At 34.1% G+C, this 21,422-nt stretch carries 13 protein-coding genes; 6 read left to right on the forward strand and 7 right to left on the reverse strand.

Annotation, left to right across the window (positions count from 1 at the left end; all coding sequences use genetic code 11):
• Window positions 1-236 precede the first annotated feature (236 nt).
• Both rsmG and IPJ80_06785 read right to left on the reverse strand, forming a co-directional pair.
• Window positions 237-866: a 16S rRNA (guanine(527)-N(7))-methyltransferase RsmG gene (gene rsmG, locus IPJ80_06780; protein ID MBK7913189.1), complete on the reverse strand. Its 630-nt coding sequence runs from the start codon at window positions 864-866 to the stop codon at window positions 237-239.
• Complete coding sequence (locus IPJ80_06785) at window positions 867-1,943, reverse strand: glycosyltransferase (GenBank protein MBK7913190.1); 1,077 nt, start codon at window positions 1,941-1,943, stop codon at window positions 867-869.
• A gap of 97 nt (window positions 1,944-2,040) precedes the next feature.
• Here IPJ80_06785 and IPJ80_06790 point away from each other — a divergent pair, with 97 nt between their 5' ends.
• Window positions 2,041-7,029, forward strand: a complete 4,989-nt coding sequence (locus IPJ80_06790; protein ID MBK7913191.1) for a hypothetical protein — start codon at window positions 2,041-2,043, stop codon at window positions 7,027-7,029.
• Between the two features lie 194 nt (window positions 7,030-7,223).
• Here the strand turns inward: IPJ80_06790 and IPJ80_06795 are convergent, their stop codons facing one another.
• A complete protein-coding gene (locus IPJ80_06795; protein ID MBK7913192.1) occupies window positions 7,224-8,291 on the reverse strand; it encodes a hypothetical protein in 1,068 nt (355 codons plus the stop codon).
• Window positions 8,292-8,373: 82 nt separating this feature from the next.
• On the opposite strand from IPJ80_06795, the gene IPJ80_06800 reads away from it, so the two are divergent.
• The 5 genes from IPJ80_06800 (at window position 8,374) to IPJ80_06820 (ending at window position 14,634) form a co-directional block, all read left to right on the forward strand.
• Complete coding sequence (locus IPJ80_06800) at window positions 8,374-9,345, forward strand: hypothetical protein (GenBank protein ID MBK7913193.1); 972 nt, start codon at window positions 8,374-8,376, stop codon at window positions 9,343-9,345.
• The gene (locus tag IPJ80_06805) at window positions 9,329-10,762 is read left to right on the forward strand and encodes an oligosaccharide flippase family protein (protein MBK7913194.1); all 1,434 of its coding nucleotides are present in this window, start codon (window positions 9,329-9,331) and stop codon (window positions 10,760-10,762) included. The genes IPJ80_06800 and IPJ80_06805 overlap by 17 nt, the downstream gene beginning before the upstream one ends.
• Window positions 10,762-12,426 carry a 7-cyano-7-deazaguanine synthase gene (locus IPJ80_06810; GenBank protein ID MBK7913195.1) on the forward strand — a complete coding sequence of 555 codons (1,665 nt, stop codon included), beginning with the start codon at window positions 10,762-10,764 and terminating at the stop codon, window positions 12,424-12,426. Before IPJ80_06805 ends, IPJ80_06810 begins: the two co-directional genes overlap by 1 nt.
• Window positions 12,416-13,543 (forward strand): glycosyltransferase family 4 protein, encoded by a 1,128-nt coding sequence (locus tag IPJ80_06815; protein MBK7913196.1) that lies wholly within the window; start codon window positions 12,416-12,418, stop codon window positions 13,541-13,543. The genes IPJ80_06810 and IPJ80_06815 overlap by 11 nt, the downstream gene beginning before the upstream one ends.
• A 65-nt stretch (window positions 13,544-13,608) precedes the next feature.
• Complete coding sequence (locus IPJ80_06820) at window positions 13,609-14,634, forward strand: glycosyltransferase (protein ID MBK7913197.1); 1,026 nt, start codon at window positions 13,609-13,611, stop codon at window positions 14,632-14,634.
• On the opposite strand, the gene IPJ80_06825 is transcribed toward IPJ80_06820, so the two are convergent.
• The 4 genes from IPJ80_06825 to IPJ80_06840 form a co-directional block, all read right to left on the reverse strand.
• The gene (locus IPJ80_06825; GenBank protein MBK7913198.1) at window positions 14,631-17,051 is read right to left on the reverse strand and encodes a copper-translocating P-type ATPase; all 2,421 of its coding nucleotides are present in this window, start codon (window positions 17,049-17,051) and stop codon (window positions 14,631-14,633) included. The genes IPJ80_06820 and IPJ80_06825 overlap by 4 nt on opposite strands.
• 479 nt (window positions 17,052-17,530) lie before the next feature.
• Complete coding sequence (locus IPJ80_06830; GenBank protein MBK7913199.1) at window positions 17,531-18,505, reverse strand: IS30 family transposase; 975 nt, start codon at window positions 18,503-18,505, stop codon at window positions 17,531-17,533.
• 126 nt (window positions 18,506-18,631) lie between these two features.
• Complete coding sequence (locus tag IPJ80_06835) at window positions 18,632-18,958, reverse strand: hypothetical protein (protein ID MBK7913200.1); 327 nt, start codon at window positions 18,956-18,958, stop codon at window positions 18,632-18,634.
• Between the two features lie 161 nt (window positions 18,959-19,119).
• Entirely contained in the window at window positions 19,120-21,336 is a 2,217-nt protein-coding gene (locus IPJ80_06840; protein MBK7913201.1) for a T9SS type A sorting domain-containing protein, read from the reverse strand.
• Window positions 21,337-21,422 lie beyond the last annotated feature (86 nt).

Raw genomic sequence — 21,422 nt, forward strand, 5'->3', positions numbered from 1 at the left:
ACGATGGATTAATAGAGAATGTTTCTTGAATGTCAAAAGTAGGAAGGAGGGCAGTCTATAGAAAAGAAGTCTTTTAGAGAAATGCTGCAATTCTGCAATGTTACGATGGATTAAAAGAGAATGTTTCTTGAATGACAAAAGTAGGAAGGAGGGAAGTCTATAGAAAAGAAGTCTTTTAGAGAAATGCTGCAATGCTGCAATTATGCAATGTTACGATGGATTAAAAATGCAAATAATTAATGCAATTGCAAATACACTAATTTTTTTTCCTGGAAATAGGCTTCTGGAAATTTTTTATAGATATCGTAGGTTTCAAAATAGGCTTGTTTTTTTATTTCACGAATTTCTTCGACAAGATCACCGCCTTTGTAAGCTATGATGCCATTAGGTAAAGCAGTGACTGAATCTCGAAGCAACAAAGGTTTTGAATATTGAACCAATTGATTTAAACTGCAAACCGCCCGGCTCACAATAAAGTGAAATTTTTCTCTGCAATCTTCTGCCCGAAGATGAAAGGCTTTTAAATTTTTTATTCCTAAATGTTCAGCAATTTCAACAAGAACTTTAATTTTTTTACCAGTCCCGTCAATGGCTGTAAATTGTATTTCCGGATAGTAAATTGCCAAAGGAATGGCTGGAAAACCTCCTCCTGTACCCAAATCTAAGATCTTGCATTTGGCATTCCAGTTTACGAATGCAGTGATGCTTAATGAATGCAATACATGATGCAAATAAAATGATTCCATATCTTTTCTTGAAATGACATTTATTTTTGCATTTTGCTCTTCATACAATGCTTTTAATTTCAACAAAGCCATTCGTTGATCTTTTGTAATATCCGGAAAGTAACGATCGATCGTTTCCATTTACCAATGCTTTTTTTTAATCCAAAGAAATGGAAATTGAAAAATTAAGTGTAAACAATACAAAATTTGCAAAATTGGAAAAAAATTACAAAGATTTTTCTCTTTAAATAGTTTCAATTTAGAACAGAATACCGGCCAGCTAACTAATAAGTGACAAACATACAACGTAGATGCAATTAAATAGTTTTTTTGAATGAGTAAATAAAAAATGCAAGCGTACAATCCGATAAACGAAATAAAATAAAATAGCAGCAGAAGGCGTGACCTCAAATTGTAATGAAGAGCTGCCGCATAGTGTCTCCATCGTTGCCTAAAGTAATCAATATAGCTGGATTTGGCATCCGTAAATATAAATGATTCAGGATTTAGACACAGACCGGTATTATCCGAATTCGAGCGTGCATTAATGAGTAAATCATCATCCCCATACATTCGTTCACTTTGCAAAGCTTGTTGGTTGAATATGGATCTGTGGTACATTAGATTTCGTCCGCTGCCCATATAAGGAAATCCAGCATGCGAAGCAGCAAAAAACTGAAGGGTATTAAAACAACATTCGAATCGAATGAATTGATTTAAAATGCCTGGAACATATAGGTAGGGTGCATACCCAAGTATGATTTTCTGATCTTTAGTAATACCCTGCATCATTGACTGTAACCAGTTTTTTCCTTCAGGCTTGCAATCTGCATCCGTAAGGGCTAACCACTCATAACGTGCATTTGAAATTCCTAAGGTCAGCGCTTGTTTTTTACCAGCCTGTGTTTTCTGATTTTTAAAGTAGCTGATTTTAGGTTCATTTTGAGAAATTTCGCGGATCCATGATTCCAATCCATCGCTTGAATCATCATCAACAATCAAAAGTTCAAATTGAGGATATTGCTGTTCTAGAAACAAATGAAGGTTGTTTTTGAACACAGGAAATTGATTTCGAATACAAATTATAATAGACACCGGAGGCCATTCCGCCTTGGCATTCTTTTGAACAGGTATTATTAACCGGTTGTAAATCAATAACCAATATATTGAGAAAATTCCCAAACATCCAAAACCAATAAATACTATTAAGGTATTCACAGGAATAAAGGTAAAAAATTCAATCAGAGCTTTAAATATTAAAAAAATATGTAATATGTTTGCAGTTGATTCTCTACCAAAAAATCAATTTTAACCTATGATTCGTGCAATTTTATTGACTTTTCTACTCATTTCTGGTTTGAACGCTTTTGCTCAAATGCAATTCCAGGGACAATCACTTTATGGCAATGAATGGATTCGACCCAATCAAAGCTATCTTAAATTTAAAATTTCTGAAGATGGTATGTACCGGATTAGTTACCAGGATTTACATCAAGCTGGTTTTCCATTGGGCGCCGTAGAACTCAACAAATTGCATATAATTACTTTAGCTCAGGATGTAAAGCTCATTCGTTCTACCGATGGACTGATGGGAACGGATGATTACATATTGTTTTATGGAAAGAAAAATCGGGGAGAACTTGATACACCTTTGTTTTCCGACCCAACAGGCTTGATGAATCCGGAATACAGCATGCATACAGATACTGCTGCATATTATTTGACCTGGGACAATACCATCAACCCAAATGGAATTGAGAGAATTCAAAATGATTTATCAGCGCCTTTGCCAAAGGATGCTTATTATTTAAAAACGCAATTGGATGTTTTTTCTGAGCTTTCTTTCAAACGAGGAGTGGGATATGGAAATGCACAAAAATTTCCATTATTTGATGCCTGTCAGGGCTATGCAACGGATCATTTTAAAAGCCGTGAATTTGAATTAAAATTTAAACATTTAAACAAATCAGGTCCGGATGCTAAAATTGTAACACGAATAGGAGGTTATGGTGAAGATAATTCCGCTCACAAACTAAATTTTCTACTTGATGGACAAGCAATAGATGATGATTTATTTGCTGGTTATAAAGTTCGTATAAAAGAAATCAATCGCAATGTTACTGATTTGAGTGAGTCCATGCGTTTGGGAATCGAAGCGGTTTCAAATCCGGAGGATCAAATCGTGGTAGCAAGCATTGAGTACACATATCCTGCAGAGTTTATTTTCGATCAAAATAAATTTGCAAAAATAAAATTAGGTTCAGGCCCCATTCGAAAATATCTTGAAATTGAAGATTTTGATGGAGGAACAGAATTATTTGTATATGATATCACAAACCAATATTATCTAAAAAGTATTCGGGAAGCCAATGGCATATATAAAATTACGATTCCGGAATCATCCGTAGAGCGGGAATTGATCTTGTTTAATGAATCCGCCATTAAATCAATTTCTTCATTGCAATCAATGCAATTTTTAGATATTCAGCCGGGAGATTATAATTATTTAATCTTATATCATCCAAATTTAACGGATGATGGACATGGAATCAATTATGTTCAGGAATACGCAGATTACAGAGCCTCACAAGCGGGAGGTTCTTATAAAGTTGCCTTAGTAAATGTTGAATCACTTTATGATGTATTTGCATATGGAATCCACACCCACCCACTTGGAGTTAAAAATTTTGTTCAATATGCAAAAACGATTTGGCCTAACTTAAATTATTGTTTAGTGATTGGAAAAGGATTGGAATATCCTTATTACCGAAAAAATGGAATAGACCCCAATTTCTTTTTTGTACCGACATTTTCATCTCCAGCAGCAGATATCATGTTGGTAACGGATAATCAAAATGAAGCGCTGTGTGCATTTGGAAGATTGCCGGTCATCAATGGCACAGAAATTAAAAATTATTTGGACAAAGTAAAATCTCACGAAAATTATTTGCGGATTGCAAATCATACCATTGAAGAAAAGGAATGGGAAAAACGTGTGGTGCATTTATCAGGTGGAGATCCTAGCATCTATACACAAATTAGTGGCCAGTTAAATGGCATGGAACAAGTTATAGAGGAAAATTTATTTGGAGCTAATGTTCAAACATTTTATAAGCAAAGTAGCAGTACCATTGAAGTAGCTAATAGTGAGAAATTAAAAAATTCAATCAATGAAGGAAGTTCGATCATTGCTTTTATGGGACATTCAGCTGCAATTCGCCTGGATTTTAATTTGGAGAATGTAGATTCATATAAAAACAAAGACAGATACCATTTATTTATGGCAATGGGTTGTTATGCTGGTTCGATGTTTGCTCCCAATCGATCCATTAGTGAAGATCACAACCTGGCCCCTGAAAAAGGTTCCATTGTTTATCTGGCAAATACCACTGCAGGTTTCCCGGATATTTTGGGAGTTTATGGTTCTGAATTTTATAAACAAATCGGTACTAAATTTTATGGTGGAGCGATTGGAGATGCCATCCGTGAAACCTATCACAACATGAAGAATCAGGGCGGTGAACGATTGTTGACTCAAGCCTATTCTACAAGTTTTAATGGGGATCCGGCAGTAAAATTGAATGTAAATACATTCCAGGATTATACCATTGATGCAAAATCTGTCCGAACAAATCCTGCACTCGTATTTAATAATCAGAAAGAATTTGAATTTAATTTTGAAGTCGTCAATTTGGGCGCTTATACAAAGGATAGTATTCTGATTAATATTGATATCCGCCAGGCAAATGGTAAAATTGTTCCTGTAACAGCTTTCAAAATTGCTACTCCATCAACCCGTCGCCTTGTTAGTGTTAAAATTCCTATGAATGGTGAAGAATCGATTGGTTACAATAGCATTTATGTAAAATTAGACGGAGCCAATGAATTAGCTGAAGGACCTTTAGCAGATGCAGAAAATAATAATGAGTTAATTATTCAAGGACAACGCGGATATAGTTTATATATTTTTGGAAATGAAGCTCGTCCTGTATTTCCTCAGGAATTTTCAATAGTCAGTGAAGACAATTTGAAATTGATAGCTTCGAACGGGAATACACTGGCTGCAAATGGAAGCTATTTTATTGAATTGGATACGACTGAATATTTCAACAGCTCATTAAAACTGTCAACACAAATTCAACAAACCGGTGGAGTAATTAGCTGGACGCCCAATATCAATTTAATGCCAGACCAGGTGTACTATTGGAGAATTGCGCCTGACAGCACCGGATCTGGAGTTTTCGCGTGGAGAAATTCATCCTTCATTTACGTTCCGGGAAGCTCACCAGGTTGGAATCAATCACATTATTTTCAGCATAAGAAAAATGATTTTTATAAAATGAATTTAAACGAACCGGATCGTCAGTTTAAATATGCTGAATCTTTTGTAGAAATTCGTGCAAATAATGGATACATTGAATTGCCAACTTACATCAGACCTCGAGTATATGTTGGCACAGACGTAGCAGCTGATTATGATTATTGGAATTACAGTTCGGATTTTTCAGGGATTGTTGTCAATGTATTTGACCCAATTACAGGAAAAATGTGGATTAATCAAAGTGGTGGAGATTTTAATAGTTTAAATCATCCTGGGTATATTAATAAACCATTTTTTGTATTTAAGACTTCCAACCAGGCAGAGCGCGCCGCATTAATCCAATTTTTAGAACAGTACATTCCAAATGATCACGTTGTGATTTTTAGCACAATGACACAATATCAAAATTCATATTATCCGGAATTGTGGGAATCGGATGGTCCAAATAATTTATACACTGTATTGGAACGATTTGGAGCAAAAGAAATTCGAAGTTTAAGATCTTTCAGCTCTGTGCCTTACATCATGATATTCCGAAAAGGAAGACCAGAGTTTGAAGTAAGGGAAAGTATTGGAAACTTTATGGATGAAAATGAAATTTCTCATTCTTTTACAATTCCGCAAACTTCAGGATCTGTGCAATCCAGAATTATTGGTCCTGCAAAATCCTGGTCAAACTTTTTGTGGGATCATAAAAACTTTAATGGCGCCGAAGATGTACAGGAAATAAATATTTATGGTGTAGATGCTATTGGAAATGAAACCAAGCTCGTTGGTCCAATAACAGATAAATTGTATGATTTATCGGGTGTAAATTCTGCACTGTTTCCAAAATTAAAACTTGAATGGAAAACAACTGATACCATCAAGCGTTCAACACCGGAATTGGATTATTGGCGTGTGCTTTACAAGGGACTTCCGGATGCAGCTTTTAATCCAAGTAAATATTATAAAAAAGCCAAGGATACAATCAATCAGGGGGATGTATTGGATTTGGAAATTCTGGCACAAAATATTGGGGCTGCTGATATGGATAGTTTGTTGGTAAAATTTACGGTTGTTAGTCAAAGCAATCAGCAAACAGTAACTTACAAACGGTTTGCCTCTATGGCAAGCCTGGCTTTCCAAAAAATTCCATTTAGCTTTAATTCATCAAAAATATATGGAGCCTATAAATTGTTTATTGAATTAAATCCAAACAATGATCAGGCAGAGTTAAATACCTTTAATAATACTGTCATTATTCCGTTTTTCGTACGACGTGATAAGTTGAAACCCTATATGGATGTTACTTTTGATCGATTAAAAATATTTAATGCGGAAATCGTTTCCAGTAAATCACACATTGAAATCAGTCTTCAAGATGAAAACAAGGATTTGTTATTAAACGATACCAGTGTATTTACTATACGGATTAAAGAACCGGGAGGTACTCCGCAGCGCGTTTATTTTGCAAATCAACAAGTTCAATTTGTACCCGCAGCAGGAAACAGTAAGACCGTAAGAGCAATAATTCAAGGGGACTTTAAATTGGATGGAATCCATACTTTATACGTCAATGCAATAGACGGTTCAGGAAATACAGCTACTGAACAGGATTATCAGGTAGATTTTACAATTGTAAAAAAATCTTCGGTTGGAAATTTATTTAATTATCCCAATCCGTTTGTAAATAAAACGCGCTTCGTTTATACCTTGACAGGGGATGCGCTTCCTGAAAATTATATGATTCAGATACTTACGATTTCCGGTAAGCTTGTTCGTGAAATTACCAAAGAGGAATTAGGTCCGCTATCAATTGGAACGCACATGACCGATTTTGAATACAATGGAACAGATCAATTTGGTGAAAAATTAGCGAATGGAGTGTATTTATACCGTTTTATTGTAAAAGATAACAAAAACAAATCCTGGGATAAATTTGATACTCATACGGATCAGTATTTCAAAAATGATTTTGGTAAAATGGTCATATTGAGATAAGATAAAATCGGGAGTCAGCCAAAATCAGTAGTCAGGAATTAGTAGTCAGAAGGCAGTAATGTGGCTTGTAGCTCTTAAGCTAACAGTCTAATAGTCTAACAGTCTAATAGTCTAACAGTCTAATAGTCTAAAAGTCTAATAGTCTAAAAGTCTAATAGTCTAAAAGTCTAATAGTCTAACAACCCTCCAGCCCTTCAGCCCTCTTCCCTGACATCTATTTCATCCCATCGCTGACATAGATCCAGGAAAAATTTTACCGTCCAATTCGTATAACGAAATGGAAAATAATTTTTCCAAATGGGTATAGAGGATGGAAACGCTCCTTTATGTTCTGTCGATCCAGATTTTATTTGCCATTGAAGTATAGACGGAATCAACCGTTCGGCTGCTTCTTTATAGTGATTATGATTGGTACGTTGATATGCTTTAAGAAATAATGCACAAATTTGAATTTGACCGGTAACACAAATAAATGAGTAATCACCAGTCATATTATTTTCATAAAATGCCGGTATCTTATTTTGTAAACGGATTTGTTCGCACATTCGATTTAATATTTCAAGTATATATTTTTCAATGCCTTGCTCATTGAGCAGGATGGCAGATTCCAGAAATCCTTCCAATGCATAAGCTACCGGATGACTCAATGCTTTTTTATTGGGTTCAAAGCCGCAATTATCAAAAAACCCGAATTCGTTTTTATTTTTAAATAAATAATTTAAGGATTTTTCAATTTGATCCACATTTTTATTTTCAAAGTATGTTTGATCAATTTGTAAAAGTGGCCAAATGCAACGGCTGTAATAACTTGCAAAATAACCGGGTTGATATAAGTGGGATTTAAATACACCCGCGGGATCGATGTTATTTAGTAAGGCGTGGTAAGATTTTTCCATGGTAAGGAAAATACCAGGATCGGAGCTGTATTTATAAGATGCATGTAGACCAAATAAAATTTGGGCGGTGTTAAAAGCACTTTTGTTATTAAAGGCAACACCCGAATGATAAAAGCCATCTTTTGACTGAATGGATTGCAGCCAATGAGTACATCCTATTCCAACGGAAATTGCTTCTTCATTTTTAGTTGAAAGCAAATTTTCAATTATGTAACCACTTGTTTCTGGATAATCCTTTTGCCATGCTAAGAAAGAGGGTAAATACATCCAACGGCTGTGCGGGAACCCACCCTGTCCGTAATGATGATAACTTGTAAGGAGCCAGTTTAAACTGTCCTGGGCAGCCTGTTTGAGTTGATCGCGCATCACTGGATCCATTTATGCAAAGTAAGTCTTTTTATTGGAATTGTCAGGTTCAGTGTGCTACTTTTGATTTTCAATTATAGACTTGGGACTAAATCAAAAACCTTCAGCAATTACAGTAAATAGGGCATACATTGGCAGTCCAGATAGTTATTTTACAAAAACATTTGTTCCAAAACTATTAGAGCAAGGGCCATTTTTAATGATTTTTATTAACCAAAAACCATTTGTTTTAAAACCTTCAAATGCATCATTTTTTTTGCGATTTATTTTGAGCTTAAAGGCCAATCCGCTGCTCAAAACAGCAAGCTTAATATATTGGAAATATTATACCCATCACCACCACATTCCATTTTTAGTTTTTGATTCATTAAATAATCCCGAACTTATAGGATACTTGAAAGATAAAGAATTCATTTTATCGGCAGGATTGCATGAAAAAGTAAATAGAAATCTCCTGAGAGCCTGCCCTAATGGTTTGATTAATTTTCATTATTCATTATTACCAAAATACCAAGGTCGTTTTCCTGTATTTTGGCAATGTGTTCAAGGTGATTTGGAATTTGGTTATACCTTTCATAAGATGAATGAACGATTGGATGCAGGCCCTATTTTACTTCAAAATAAAATAAGCATTTCAAAGGAAAGCTTGAATTCAGAAAATCCGGTTGCGGCCATATCAGATGAACTCACATTGCATGCTTCCAATCAAATTTATAAAATAGTCCGTGGGGTGAAGGAGTTTGATCTTGAAAACAAGTCCTCCAATTTATTTACAAAAAAGGACTTTATAGATTTCCATAAATTGAATATAGATCAAACTGGATTGGCCTGGCTTGAAAAATGTAAGGTTTCAAAAAGATTTATATTGCAGGATCGCTATTTAATTCATTTAAAACCAGCTGGTATTTCAAACGATTCAACAAATCAGATACGAATCCATGGTATGTCGCTTGTTATTAGTAAAGATTGCCGTAATTTTATCATTCAAAGCATCAATTATCTTCCTGCCTTTATTTATTATTTTCAAATAGCAAAAATTGTCCGAAACTCCTGATCAAAATACAAGTCCTCAACATGCTCTAAACCATCTTTTCAGATGGCAATTTGCCAGTTCGCTCTATATGAGCTTATTGCAATTGGCAAGCCTTGTGTTTTTAGGACAATTTCTAGGGTATAAGGAGATGGGGATTTATACCATATTTCAGATTGTATTCAGATTGGCTATGGCATTATTAGACCCGGGGATGTTTGTTTCTGTCATCCAAAAAACTGGATTTAATAGACAAATACTTAATAAATTGAAGAGTATACAGTATATCCTGTTGTGTATTTGTATCGGATTGCTTTTAGGATTTTATTTATGGGAGTACAATTATCTTATTTCCTACCCATATGTTGTAATAATCTCCTTGGTACTTTTTTCTACCATAGGAATTGGAAGTATGTATCCTTCTCTATTACAACATCATTTAAAGCAAAAACAAATTAGTTTATTTCTAATTCTATCTGGAACAATAGAATTTATTTGGATTATTCTTGCTATTTGGTATGTTGATCCAATTTTAGTATTTTGTATTGGCTTGTTTTTAAGATTTAGCATTTTTTATTCCCTTTCATGGCTATACTCCAAAATGTTAGTTTACAAGGAGCGAATTGATGAATCAGTTCAGGAACATGTTTCTTTTTCATCTTATCAGGTTTTAAATCAAGGGATCAGTTTTGTACAGGGTAATTTTGATACGGTCTTGGTTGGTTCTGTCTTTGGCTTGTTGGTTTTGGGGCCTTATAATATAGCTTCTGAATTTAGCTATCTTTTGTTTTCTAAAATCAATCCAATATTTAATAAAGCAATTTTTCCATTGTTGGCAAAATATCAGAAGGATGTTAAACACCGTCAGGAGATTATTAAAGAAAGTTTATTAAGTCATGCCCTGGTATGCATTACTATATATTTAATTGTCTATTCACATTTGTCTGATATCATTCCACTGCTATTTAAAGATCCTGAATACAGCATTTTGCAGTTTTCTAAATTCATTGTCATCATGGCAATGATTCGTTCGGTCAATAATATCGTTTTCAATCAATTATTAGCATTAGGAGAATCTTCAAGGCTTTTAAAGTGGAATATTGCTGTGCTAATCATAAATTATGTATTTATTGCTTTAGTTTATTGGACGCAAACAGATATATATAAGTTTTTATTGATTAATATATTTCTCAGCTTCTCAGTATTGGTTTATTCAATACACCGTCTATTAAGTTATTTTGAAGATGTGCACTTGTTTTATAAAGCACTGATAAAATATATGATCTATTTAACATGTTGTTGCATCGTATTATTTTTAATTCATATGATGAATCCAAAATTTATTAGTTCTTTGCTTTGTGGAGTTGCAGGCTTATTTAGTATCAATTTTATTTTTTATCGCGATAAAATATTTGAATTGTTCCGTTTGAAAATAATGTGATGTCAAAGGTGTTATTTATTTTTTCGAAGAACAATTCTTTTCAACAATGGAAATTAAAATCAACAGCTTTTAATACAAGCGTGTCAAAAGAGCTGAACCTTTTAATTGAAAAAAGTCATTGGGCTCTATATTATGATCATTTGAACCCGGTAAAGCCAATTAAAATGCAGGCACCTGATACCACTGCATTTATACTGGGTAATTTTTCTTTCCAGAAAAATACATTTATTGAGAGGAAAGAAGAAAAACACTGGCGAATGATAAGCTATCAAGAGCTACCTGATATAAAAACAGTATTCAATCAATTGAATGGAACATATTGTTGTTTTGATTTCAATGAAAATAACAACAAGGTTTCTATATACACCGATTATTTGGGATTTTTTCCCTTGTATTTATATCAGGATGAAGGACAAATTATTGTTTCCAGTGAAATTAAATTGATTAAGGAATTGACTGATGAAAAATTAAGTTGGAATCCTCAGGCAATACAGTCATATCTGGAAAATGGGCATTTAATTTCAAACCAATCCTGGTTTATCGAGATCGTCAGGATGCGTCCAGCCAGTATATATTCACTTGACTGCGAAACAAGACAATTAAATAGAAACTACTATTGGACCTGGTCGGAAGTATCGAAACTAAATAGGCCCATTGAGGAATTATTAGTTTCGTATAATGAATTATTTAAATCAGGAATATCACAGTTAGATCAAGAAGATTGTAATTCATTTGGGGTAAGTCTTAGTGGTGGATTGGACAGTCGGTTGATTGCATACATAGCTTCCAAAACTTGCAATCTTAGTTCATTTAGTTTTGGAAATAAATTAAATTATGAAATTCAAATAGCTCAAAAAGTTGCCAAGACTCTTGATATAAAACATGAATTTATACAGATAGGAATGTCTAATTGGTTAGAAAATCGATTGAGCGCCTTTTGGAAAGTGGATGGCTTGCTTCATTTAGGACATTTACACGAAGTACCTGTCCATAATTACATTGCAGCAAACTATCCTGTTTATTATCATGGATTTTTTGGTGGTGGAATCTATGCGAATCGGAGTGAGGCAAATTTAGCAATGAAGCCTTCTTTGATACCAAAATATCTTAAATTAGGATCCAGCCCGGATGAAAGTGAAGATATCTTTTATTCTAAACACTGTATTGATTCGTATTTAATCGACCAAAAAATTCGCAATCAATCAGCGCATAGTATTTATTTGTTGTCTTCTCATTGTAAGTTAATCCTACCATTTTACAATATGAACTGGATGGTTTTAAATTATAGTATCGATGATTGCCTTCAATTGAACCATAAGTTTTATTTAAATTTTCTAAATAAATATCTACCTAAACAGTTGTTAGACATACCATGGCAACGCACTGGCATACCTCCTCATTTTATTTTTTTAAATTTATTGGCAAGTTCTTCCAGATTGCCATCCATAAGAGAAAAAGTAGCTCAATTTTTTGGCTCTTCAAAGCATTTTATCAATTATAATGAAATTGATCAGGAATTAAACCAATGGCTTTTGCATTTTAAGAGCGAAATTAGAGATTTGGGAATTAATAGAATTCCAGCTTCCAGGGAGATAAAATTCAGATTGCTGTCTCTGGTGCTAATTATTAAAATGATGAATAAGAATACGGCGCATGTCCTTTAAGGTATTGCATATATTGGATAGTTATTTGCCAGAAACTATGAATTGGATTGATTCTATTCTGCAAAGTACCGCATCAAATTGCGAACACCATATTGCCGCCCGATACCATATAAATGATTATAATCTGCAGTATCCGATGGTTCCAGGCAGCCTGGCAAGTAAGTATCCAATTCCAGTTTACAATAAAGTGCTCTGTTCATTCTTGGATATAAGTTCATCAAACCGTCTCCATCATTATGTAATCAGAGAATCCATTGATATCATTCATTTTCATTTTGCAAATACTGCTATCAGACAGATGCAATTAATTGAGAAATTAAAAATTCCAGTTTTGATTTCATTTTACGGATTTGATTATGAATTTCTGGTTAAGAATAAATCAGGAACTTTAGAGGCCTATCAACATTTGGCTCATTTAGGATGTCGATTTATAGTTGAAGGCAGGTATTCAAGAAATGTTTTGTTGGAATATGGAATTCCTCCGGGCCAAATCAGCATCTTGCATTTACTATTTTCAAGAAATGGAAATTTAAAACCTATTAACTGGCAATTGCCAATTCGATTGATACAAGCAGCTAGCTTTACAGAGAAGAAAAATCAATTGGCATTATTGGAAGCATTGCAGAATCGCCACGCGGGTCGATTTCAAATATTACTGATTGGGGAACCGGTTGATAAAAATTACTATGCTGAAATTAAAAAACAATTGGTAAAGAAAGGAAATCATTCGATTCGTATTATGGATAAAATGACTCCGGTTCGTTATTTACATCATTTAATGAAACACCATTTTGCAGTCAATTTAAGTAGGCGTTCTAAAAATTATGATACGGAAGGAGGATGTCCCATTTTTATTAAAGACAGTTTAAATTTAGCTAAACCGGTTATTAGCACCTTTCATTGTGATATTCCTGAATCAGTGGTCCATGGGTTTAATGGATATCTTACAGATGCAATGAACGTAAAATCAATAGAAGATACATTAGACAGGGTATTGCAGTTATCTCAAAAATCATATACTAATTTATGCGTTAATGCATTTCAATCGGTTAATGTAAATTCCTTAAATAATATAACAGGAGAAGAATTGAATAAAATTTATGCTGCTTGTTTATGAGGATAGTAATATTTAGTCACAATTACCCTCCCAAGAGAAATCCCCGATCGTTTCGAATACAGAATTTGGAGCAATCTGGTTTTTTTGGAAAGGACTATTTGATTATTTCAAATTCTAAAAGGCAGGCAAGTCAAAGCATACGTTTCAATGACAATTTATTCAATAAAAAGTGGAATGCCAATAAACTGAAATTTATTGCAAATTTAAAAAATTGGATTAGGTACAATCAATTTGGTAATTTTTTAAGTAAATGCATCATTCCGGATCGTTTTGTATTTATTCAAATTTATTATTTGGTATTGTATTTAGTTAAATATAGAAAGGCAGATGATTTAATCTATACGGTCTCAAATCCGTTTAGCAGTCATTTGATAGGTATTGTGCTTCAAAAATATTTTAAGCATGAATGGCATGCAGACATAGGAGATGTTTATTTTTCTGCTATCACTGCAAATTGGAGCATTCACAAGACAATCGAACGGAAAGTATTGGTATCAGCCAATCGAATTATTTTAAATTCTGAATCCATTAGGAATCACTTTATTAAAATTTATTCAATTGCTGAGAAAAAAACTCAAATTATACCCAATGGAGTTTCTATAAAATTTGAAAACAGCAGTCATATTCCCTCACCAATCCTTAGATTTAGTTATATTGGGAATACATATCATCCGGTTCGTCCTGCAATGCTTGAAGCTGATTTCATTTTAAGATATTTCAACTTACATCCAGATCGGGCTATGGTATTGCAATTATTTGGGAATCAGAGTCCGGAATTAATAAAATTAGCGGTTCGTAATCCACATCTGCTTAAAATCAGTACCTGTAATTCTGATTCGGATTTACTTGAAGCTTATTCTAAAACAGATATTCTAATTAATTTTGCTAATGTAAGTAATCCGGGATTGCCAAGCAAATTGGAAGAGTATGTCCAATGCGGAAGACCTGTACTTAATTTTATTTATTCAGAAAACGACGCAAGTTTTGAATATTTAAATTCGCAAAAAATGATGTGTTTGCATATAAATCTATCAATTCTGGATGAACATTCCTTTGAGAAAGTCGAACGTTTTATTTCAACGTATTATTAATTTAGGTTTACAGAGCGCAATCTCAAGCTGTTGCTTATTACAGATACCGAACTAAATGCCATTGCAGCTCCTGCTATCATTGGATTTAATAGAAATCCATTCACTGGATATAATATTCCGGCCGCAATAGGAATTCCTATAATATTATAAATAAAAGCCCAAAATAGATTTTGACGTATTGTTGTTAGCGTGTATTCAGATAATTTAATCGCTTGCGGAATTTTTCTTAAATCTGATGAAATAATTGTTATTGAGGAAACATCCATCGCAATATCACTCCCCTTTCCCATTGCAATGCTTACATCAGCAAGCGCCAGTGCTGTACTATCATTAATTCCATCACCTACCATTGCGACGACTTTACCTGATTCTTGTAATTTTCGGATGTATGCAGCTTTATTTTCTGGAAGCACTTCGGCTTCAAAATGTTTTATCCCTATTTCTCTGGCTATAATTTCTGCTGTTTTTTTAGTATCACCTGTCAACATATGCACTTCAATGTCTAATTTTTGTAATCCTTGAATCGCTTGTTTTGAACCAGGTTTAAGTTGATCACTTACAGAAAGTATAGCAAGGCAAGTTGTTTCATTTGCATACCAAATAATGGATTTGGCTTCTGATTCCCATTGATTAGACTTAAATATTAAGTGATCTGAGATTTGAATTCCTTTTTCATTTAGATAGTTTTTCGTTCCTATATAATACCAAATATTTTGAAATTGAGCGCGTACTCCTTTACCTGTTTCACTTACAAAGGATGCCATGGGTTTAGATTGTATTTCCGGGAAAAATTTAACAACTGCTTCTGCCAACGGATGTTCTGATTGTTTTTCTATGGAAACCAGTATTTCCTTATGTTCATTAGTTTCTTCTTGCCATTCGATTTGATCTATAGAAGGAATTCCTTCAGTGATTGTTCCCGTTTTATCCAATACCAAAACATCTATTTTCTTTGCTAACTCCAGACTTTCAGCGTCTTTAATAAGGATTCCTAGTTCTGCTGCTTTACCAATACCCGCCATTAATGCTGTAGGAGTTGCTAATCCTAAGGCACAAGGACAAGCAATAACCAAAACGGTTACAAAGGCGAGTAAGCCATGGCTTAATGCATTGCTTCCACCCAAGATCCACCAACTAATAAAACTCAAGAACGCAATGCCAATGACAATAAAAACAAAGACACTGGAAATTTTATCTACTAACTTTTGAACGGGTGCTTTACTTCCCTGGGCTTGTTGCACCATTTGAATGATTTGAGCGAGAATTGTATTCCCGGCCGTTTTTTCAGCAATGAAACGAACGCTTCCTTTTTGATTGATCGTACCTGCATAAACAGCATCCCCTATTTTTTTTTCTACCGGTATCGGTTCGCCACTCAGCATGCTTTCATCAACAAAGCTTGTTCCATGGATAATTTTTCCATCTAAAGCAATTTTTTCACCGGGTTTCACTAATACAATTTGACCTGCTTTTATCAATTGAACTGGCATATCCTTATGTTGATCGCCTTCAAGTATGACATGAACCGTTTTAGGGGCAAGACTCATTAATTTCTTGATAGCAAACGAAGCCTTTCCTTTTGCCCGTTCTTCCAATAATTTTCCTAATAATATAAAACTGATTACAACCGATGCGGCCTCAAAATATACATGTGCATGCAATCCTTGCTTATGCCAAAAGGAAGGGTACAGGGTATTAAATACACTAAACAAATAAGCTACACCTGTGCTCACTGCTACCAGTGTATCCATATTGGCAGATTGGTGTTTTGCCTGTTTCCAGGCATTGATAAAAAATTGTTTTCCAAAATAGGCAAGTACCGGTGTTGTTAAAATCCACATTATGTAATTTGCATACGGGATGTCCATAAAAAACATGGAAAATAAAAAAACAGGAATGGAAAGACATATAGAACCGATGGTTCTATATTTAAGTGAAATGTATTGACTTTCTTGTAGTACTTCAAGTTGGTCTTTGGCTTCCTCCGACTCATCTATAACTAATTCATATCCTATATAGTATAAGGTATCTTTTAATTTTTGTGAACTAATCAGACCGGGAATAAATTTTATATGGGCTAAATTATTCGCAAAATTGACTGATGCAGTCAAAACACCGGGTAGTTTTTCCAAAACGGATTGGATGTGAGCAGCACAAGCGCTGCAACTCATATTTCGAACAGGATAATCTTTAGTCAATACAGGTACCTTGTATCCAAGGGATTCAATGGTGTTTACCGCTAATTGGATGGCTTGTACAGGATTTTCAGTTTCAATTAAAACCCGTTTGTTATTCAGTTCAACTTTGTTGTTTTGAAGTCCTTCCACTTTTGACAAATTTGAATGAATGAGTAGCGAACAGTGTTCACTTTCCATTCCGTCAATGGGCAGATTTAATTGTTCTTTGATTACAGGCATTTCGATTCGTAATAATAGACAAAGTTCTAATAGAAATTCTATAACTGATTATACTATTTTGGTAAAGCTTAATAAAATTTTGAGTAGATGATCTATCCGACCTGATCCAAAGACAGTCTTTTATCAATTCCTAGATTTTTGAAATGACTGGATGTCAATCCGGTAATTTTTTTTAATTGACTAGATAAATGCGCTTCACACCTGTATTGAAGCTTAGTTGCAACTTCACTTAAACTTAATTCATTCTAAATTTTGAGTTCTTTGGCTTTCTCTATTCTTTGAAAAATTAAATAGTTCTCAATGAAAATTCCTTCAACTGATGAAAATAAATACCAGATTCCCTGGGGAAAAAGGTTTATACAATCCGTATTGTATGCAGTTCTTTAGTTTAATTATCTTCGGTAACTATGACCATAACCATCAGAAATCCAATCATACAACATTAATTGTTGATCTTCTATCCAAATGCTTTGCTGAATTCAATTCATTAATGCAAGGGTATTGCTAAAATAGACCTCATTCGGTGTTTTATAGTTAAACATTTTCAAGGGTCTGTTATTGAGTAAATGTTCAACTTTGTTTATCTGACTTTCAGATACTTCATCAAAATTAGTTCTTTTCGGAAAAAATCTTCTTAATTGTCCAATTCTATTTTCGACACTTCCCTTTTCTTGAGAACTATAGGGATTTGTAAAATAAACATCAATATTTAATTGATGATGATTAGCAAATGCGAGATCATTATCTGTTGTTATACTGCGTATTGGTTTTTCAGTTCTGTTAAGTATTGATTTTATTTTAGAATTTATGTATTTAGCATTTTTGTGCTCAATTTTTTTCAACCATGTTTTACGAGATTTTCTATCTTGTATTATTAAAATACCAGGTTTACGATTTTTTCCTAAAACTATATCCATTTCTGCATGCCCAAATCGCTTTCTTAAATTAATATGATCTGGCCTTTGGCTGATTGGTATTCTATTTAAAATTCGAGCTCTGTTTTCGTATACATTTCCTCGTTTACGCCTTCTGCCGTAGTGCTTGAGGAATTTATGCAAAGTTTTATATGCCTTACCAGATCTTTTGTTTCCATGTTTTGATGTCCAGATAAACTTATAAATAGTTTCGTGGCTTACCATCTCAACTTTTTCCAACTTAGCTCTGCCGCTTATTAATTCTGGAGATAACCTATCATGTACAATCAGTTTTTTGATTTTGCACTTAAGCTCGTCTGTGAGTTTGATTGCCTTTGGTTTATTTTTATGCCTCTGAACTGTTTTTCTTTGTGCCGATTCAGCACAATAATGTCCTGATCCTCTTCCCCTTTTAGCAATATTGCGGTTAAACTCTCTACTAATGGTCGATGCAGATCGATTCAATAATTGAGCTATATCTTTTTGAGAATGACCAGTTTCTAACAAAGCCTTAATTTTTAATCTTTCTTCAAAACTCATTTGAGAAAATGTCCTAACTTTACACATACGGAAATATTGAAAGGGAGCAAAACTTTTGATTCGACACCATAAAGTTCTTGCTTCCTTTTAATTTTTACAATATTTCCTTGCATTTATGACTTGAACTTAGATTTGATTTGGAATTCCATTTGAAAATTCAAGATAATAACAACACTTCCATGCAGTACTATCTGTATTAATTTTTAATTCGTAGGTAGTTGAAAATTGTAACTTGTCATCTTGATACTCCTTTATTGTATTTGAACTGATATAAAGCGTTTTAGTATAGTTTTCAGATTGTGGTGTCAGGGTCCATCCTCCAATTCCACCAACAGATTTTTCCCAGTTCCATACACCCAGTATTTGTTCTGCTAAGTCAATGTTATTTTCATTCTGACATGAATTTAATGACAACAAGAATATGCATGCTACATAGTTTAAGTATATTTTCATTAGATAGAAACGTATTACTTAGTTATGAAATTGCATATATATGTAAGTTTGAAATTTATACTGAAATTTAATTATTAAACATCAACCGTTTAATTTTAAGAATAAAATGGAATTAATGGAAAGCAGCATCCAGCAAACAAGTCCTCGAAATTAACTGTAAATTATTGCTTAAAAAATTTATAAATTTTTATGTTTTCCTGCTGTTCCGTTCTAATAAAGTAAACTCCGGAAGCCAAATGTTCAAGCTGATTCAGTGATTTTGCAACAAGATGACCTTGCAAATCGTAAATACTTGCTTTTGTTTCTTGTTGAATCAATTGTTGGGGCGTGTAATTTTCCAGTGGACCAGAATTGAGTTGGAGTTCTCCTTCTGGGTTCCAGGCTTTTTTATATTGATGACAACTTTTCCAATAGCGACCTCTCCAAATACAATCTCCTTTGCGAACCTCAACAGTAAGCGTATTGAAATAAGTACCCATCATCATTACATATGCACCGGAAGAACCCGTTGACCAACGTATTTGATATTGGCTGGGATCAATAAGCTGTCCATTGGTTTCAAATAATCCAACAATAAACATGCAGGAACTACTGCACACGGATTGACAAATGATATCCGGATAGACTAGTTGATGTTCAACATCATAATCATCTTCACACGAAGAGAGAATAAATTCCAATTCCTCACATGGACCGCTGCATTCTATATCAAGCGTATCATAAACACTGCGCTTACAGATATCTGCAAATTCAATGGTTTTAGGTAATCCACTTTTCCAGGAATATATTTTGGACGTTAAACTATATACATCTTTTTTAAATAGTAAAATTGGATTTTGATTTATGATTGTGTACTCCGGATGATTTGCACTTGCAGTGATTTGCCAAAACAATTCATGATTTCTGTTTTTTGGCTGAATTATTTGTTTAAAGGCGTTTAAAGCAGTTACTTCAACCATTCCATTTGGCAAACATTTTTGAATGGTAGTAATGCCGCATGAATCCAAAGTGCAATTTGTCACATTTACATCGATTGTATCGGTGTGCTCACACAACGCATCTTCATAATGTACAAAATATTTTGTAGATTGATTGGGACTTGCTTTTGGATTTGGGCAAGTAACACAACTTAATCCATTAGAAGGAGACCAGGTATAATTGATTGCCGGGTTGAACGATTTAATTAATTCAATGCTATCTCCTCTACAAATGAGATGGTTCTGTGCAATCAATTCCGGTTTTATAGTTTGAATTTTAATCGATTTAAAAATCGTATCGTAACAAGATTCTTTGGAATGGATTACCAACCTGACTTTAGCAATTCCTGAATCTGGCAAAGAGAAAATAGGATTTTTAGTATTTGATTGCAATTGATTGGCATTGAAAAACACCGTCCATTGCCAAAAGTCAATGGTAGAAAACTGATCGGTCGATTCATCAATTAATTGCAACTCAACCGGATTTTTGCAGGTATTGATGGAATACTTAAAAGCAGCTTCTGGAACGGAATTACACAAACGGACATTAATTTGAAAATCACGCCTCAATACAGAAAGTAATTTACCATTTCGATATTCTTCTACGCAATATGCAACGAGGTATTGTGCAATGATTGGAACTGCAAATCCACGCATAATTCCTGTTTTGGAATCTATATGCAAGGCGGGCGACCCACCAATCATATCATTCAAAGTATAATTTTGACTGAAAAGCACAGGATCGTAAGGTGGTTTTGAAGGAAAAGTATCTCTTGGCTTTTGAGGAGTGGCGCCTGAGTTGGGATTGCATAAGGCATACACCAGAGAATCCCCTTCTGCATCTTTAGCAGCTAAATGAAATTCTATGGGCTGATTGCCACAGATATAAATTGGAGGATACGGACTTAATACCGGACTCGAATTACACGATAATAAAGCAGATTCTGTAATATGGGCCGTATAAGTTGCTCCGGTATTTTCAGGATCGACAATGTTAAGGATGGTTTTATTTCTGCAACATCGTTGATAAGCCAGAATATATCCTCCAGCTAAGAAGGGCAATTCCAGCGTGTCTTTGTAAGTAGTGGTATGGACGCAAACATCTCCACCGACGATTCCACAATTTTTAAATGCAACTTCATTTAATGTATCATCGGCTCTGTAAAGCATATCCAGACGACCATTGTTTGCTACATTTATTTGTCGAATTCCCTTGGAATCAAAGACACCCAAATAAGCAGGATCATCAAAGGGCGGTTGGCCGTTGATACAGTCTCGTCTCACGGTCATGGTAATTTCATATTGATTATTACCCAAACAGCGATAACTGATATCACCTCCAATAATATGAGTTGCTCTCAAATGATCGCTAATACCTAAAAAAATTAAAATCAGGATCATTGAGAGCAAATTTTGAGGGAGTCTGTGGATAAGCATTCTATAATAATTTGATTAAGAGCCTATAAAGTTAAACGAACTAAATGAAG

This window comes from Saprospiraceae bacterium, from assembly GCA_016714025.1.
GTDB lineage: Bacteria > Bacteroidota > Bacteroidia > Chitinophagales > Saprospiraceae > Vicinibacter.

Bases quoted from the DNA above. Each gene is read 5' to 3' on its own strand.
- rsmG (MBK7913189.1), bottom strand. From the start codon at position 866: ATGGAAACGATCGATCGTTACTTTCCGGATATTACAAAAGATCAACGA.
- IPJ80_06790 (MBK7913191.1), top strand. From the start codon at position 2,041: ATGATTCGTGCAATTTTATTGACTTTTCTACTCATTTCTGGTTTGAAC.
- IPJ80_06795 (MBK7913192.1), bottom strand. From the start codon at position 8,291: ATGCGCGATCAACTCAAACAGGCTGCCCAGGACAGTTTAAACTGGCTC.
- IPJ80_06810 (MBK7913195.1), top strand. From the start codon at position 10,762: ATGTCAAAGGTGTTATTTATTTTTTCGAAGAACAATTCTTTTCAACAA.
- IPJ80_06815 (MBK7913196.1), top strand. From the start codon at position 12,416: ATGTCCTTTAAGGTATTGCATATATTGGATAGTTATTTGCCAGAAACT.
- IPJ80_06825 (MBK7913198.1), bottom strand. From the start codon at position 17,051: ATGCCTGTAATCAAAGAACAATTAAATCTGCCCATTGACGGAATGGAA.
- IPJ80_06830 (MBK7913199.1), bottom strand. From the start codon at position 18,505: ATGAGTTTTGAAGAAAGATTAAAAATTAAGGCTTTGTTAGAAACTGGT.
- IPJ80_06835 (MBK7913200.1), bottom strand. From the start codon at position 18,958: ATGAAAATATACTTAAACTATGTAGCATGCATATTCTTGTTGTCATTA.
- IPJ80_06840 (MBK7913201.1), bottom strand. From the start codon at position 21,336: ATGATCCTGATTTTAATTTTTTTAGGTATTAGCGATCATTTGAGAGCA.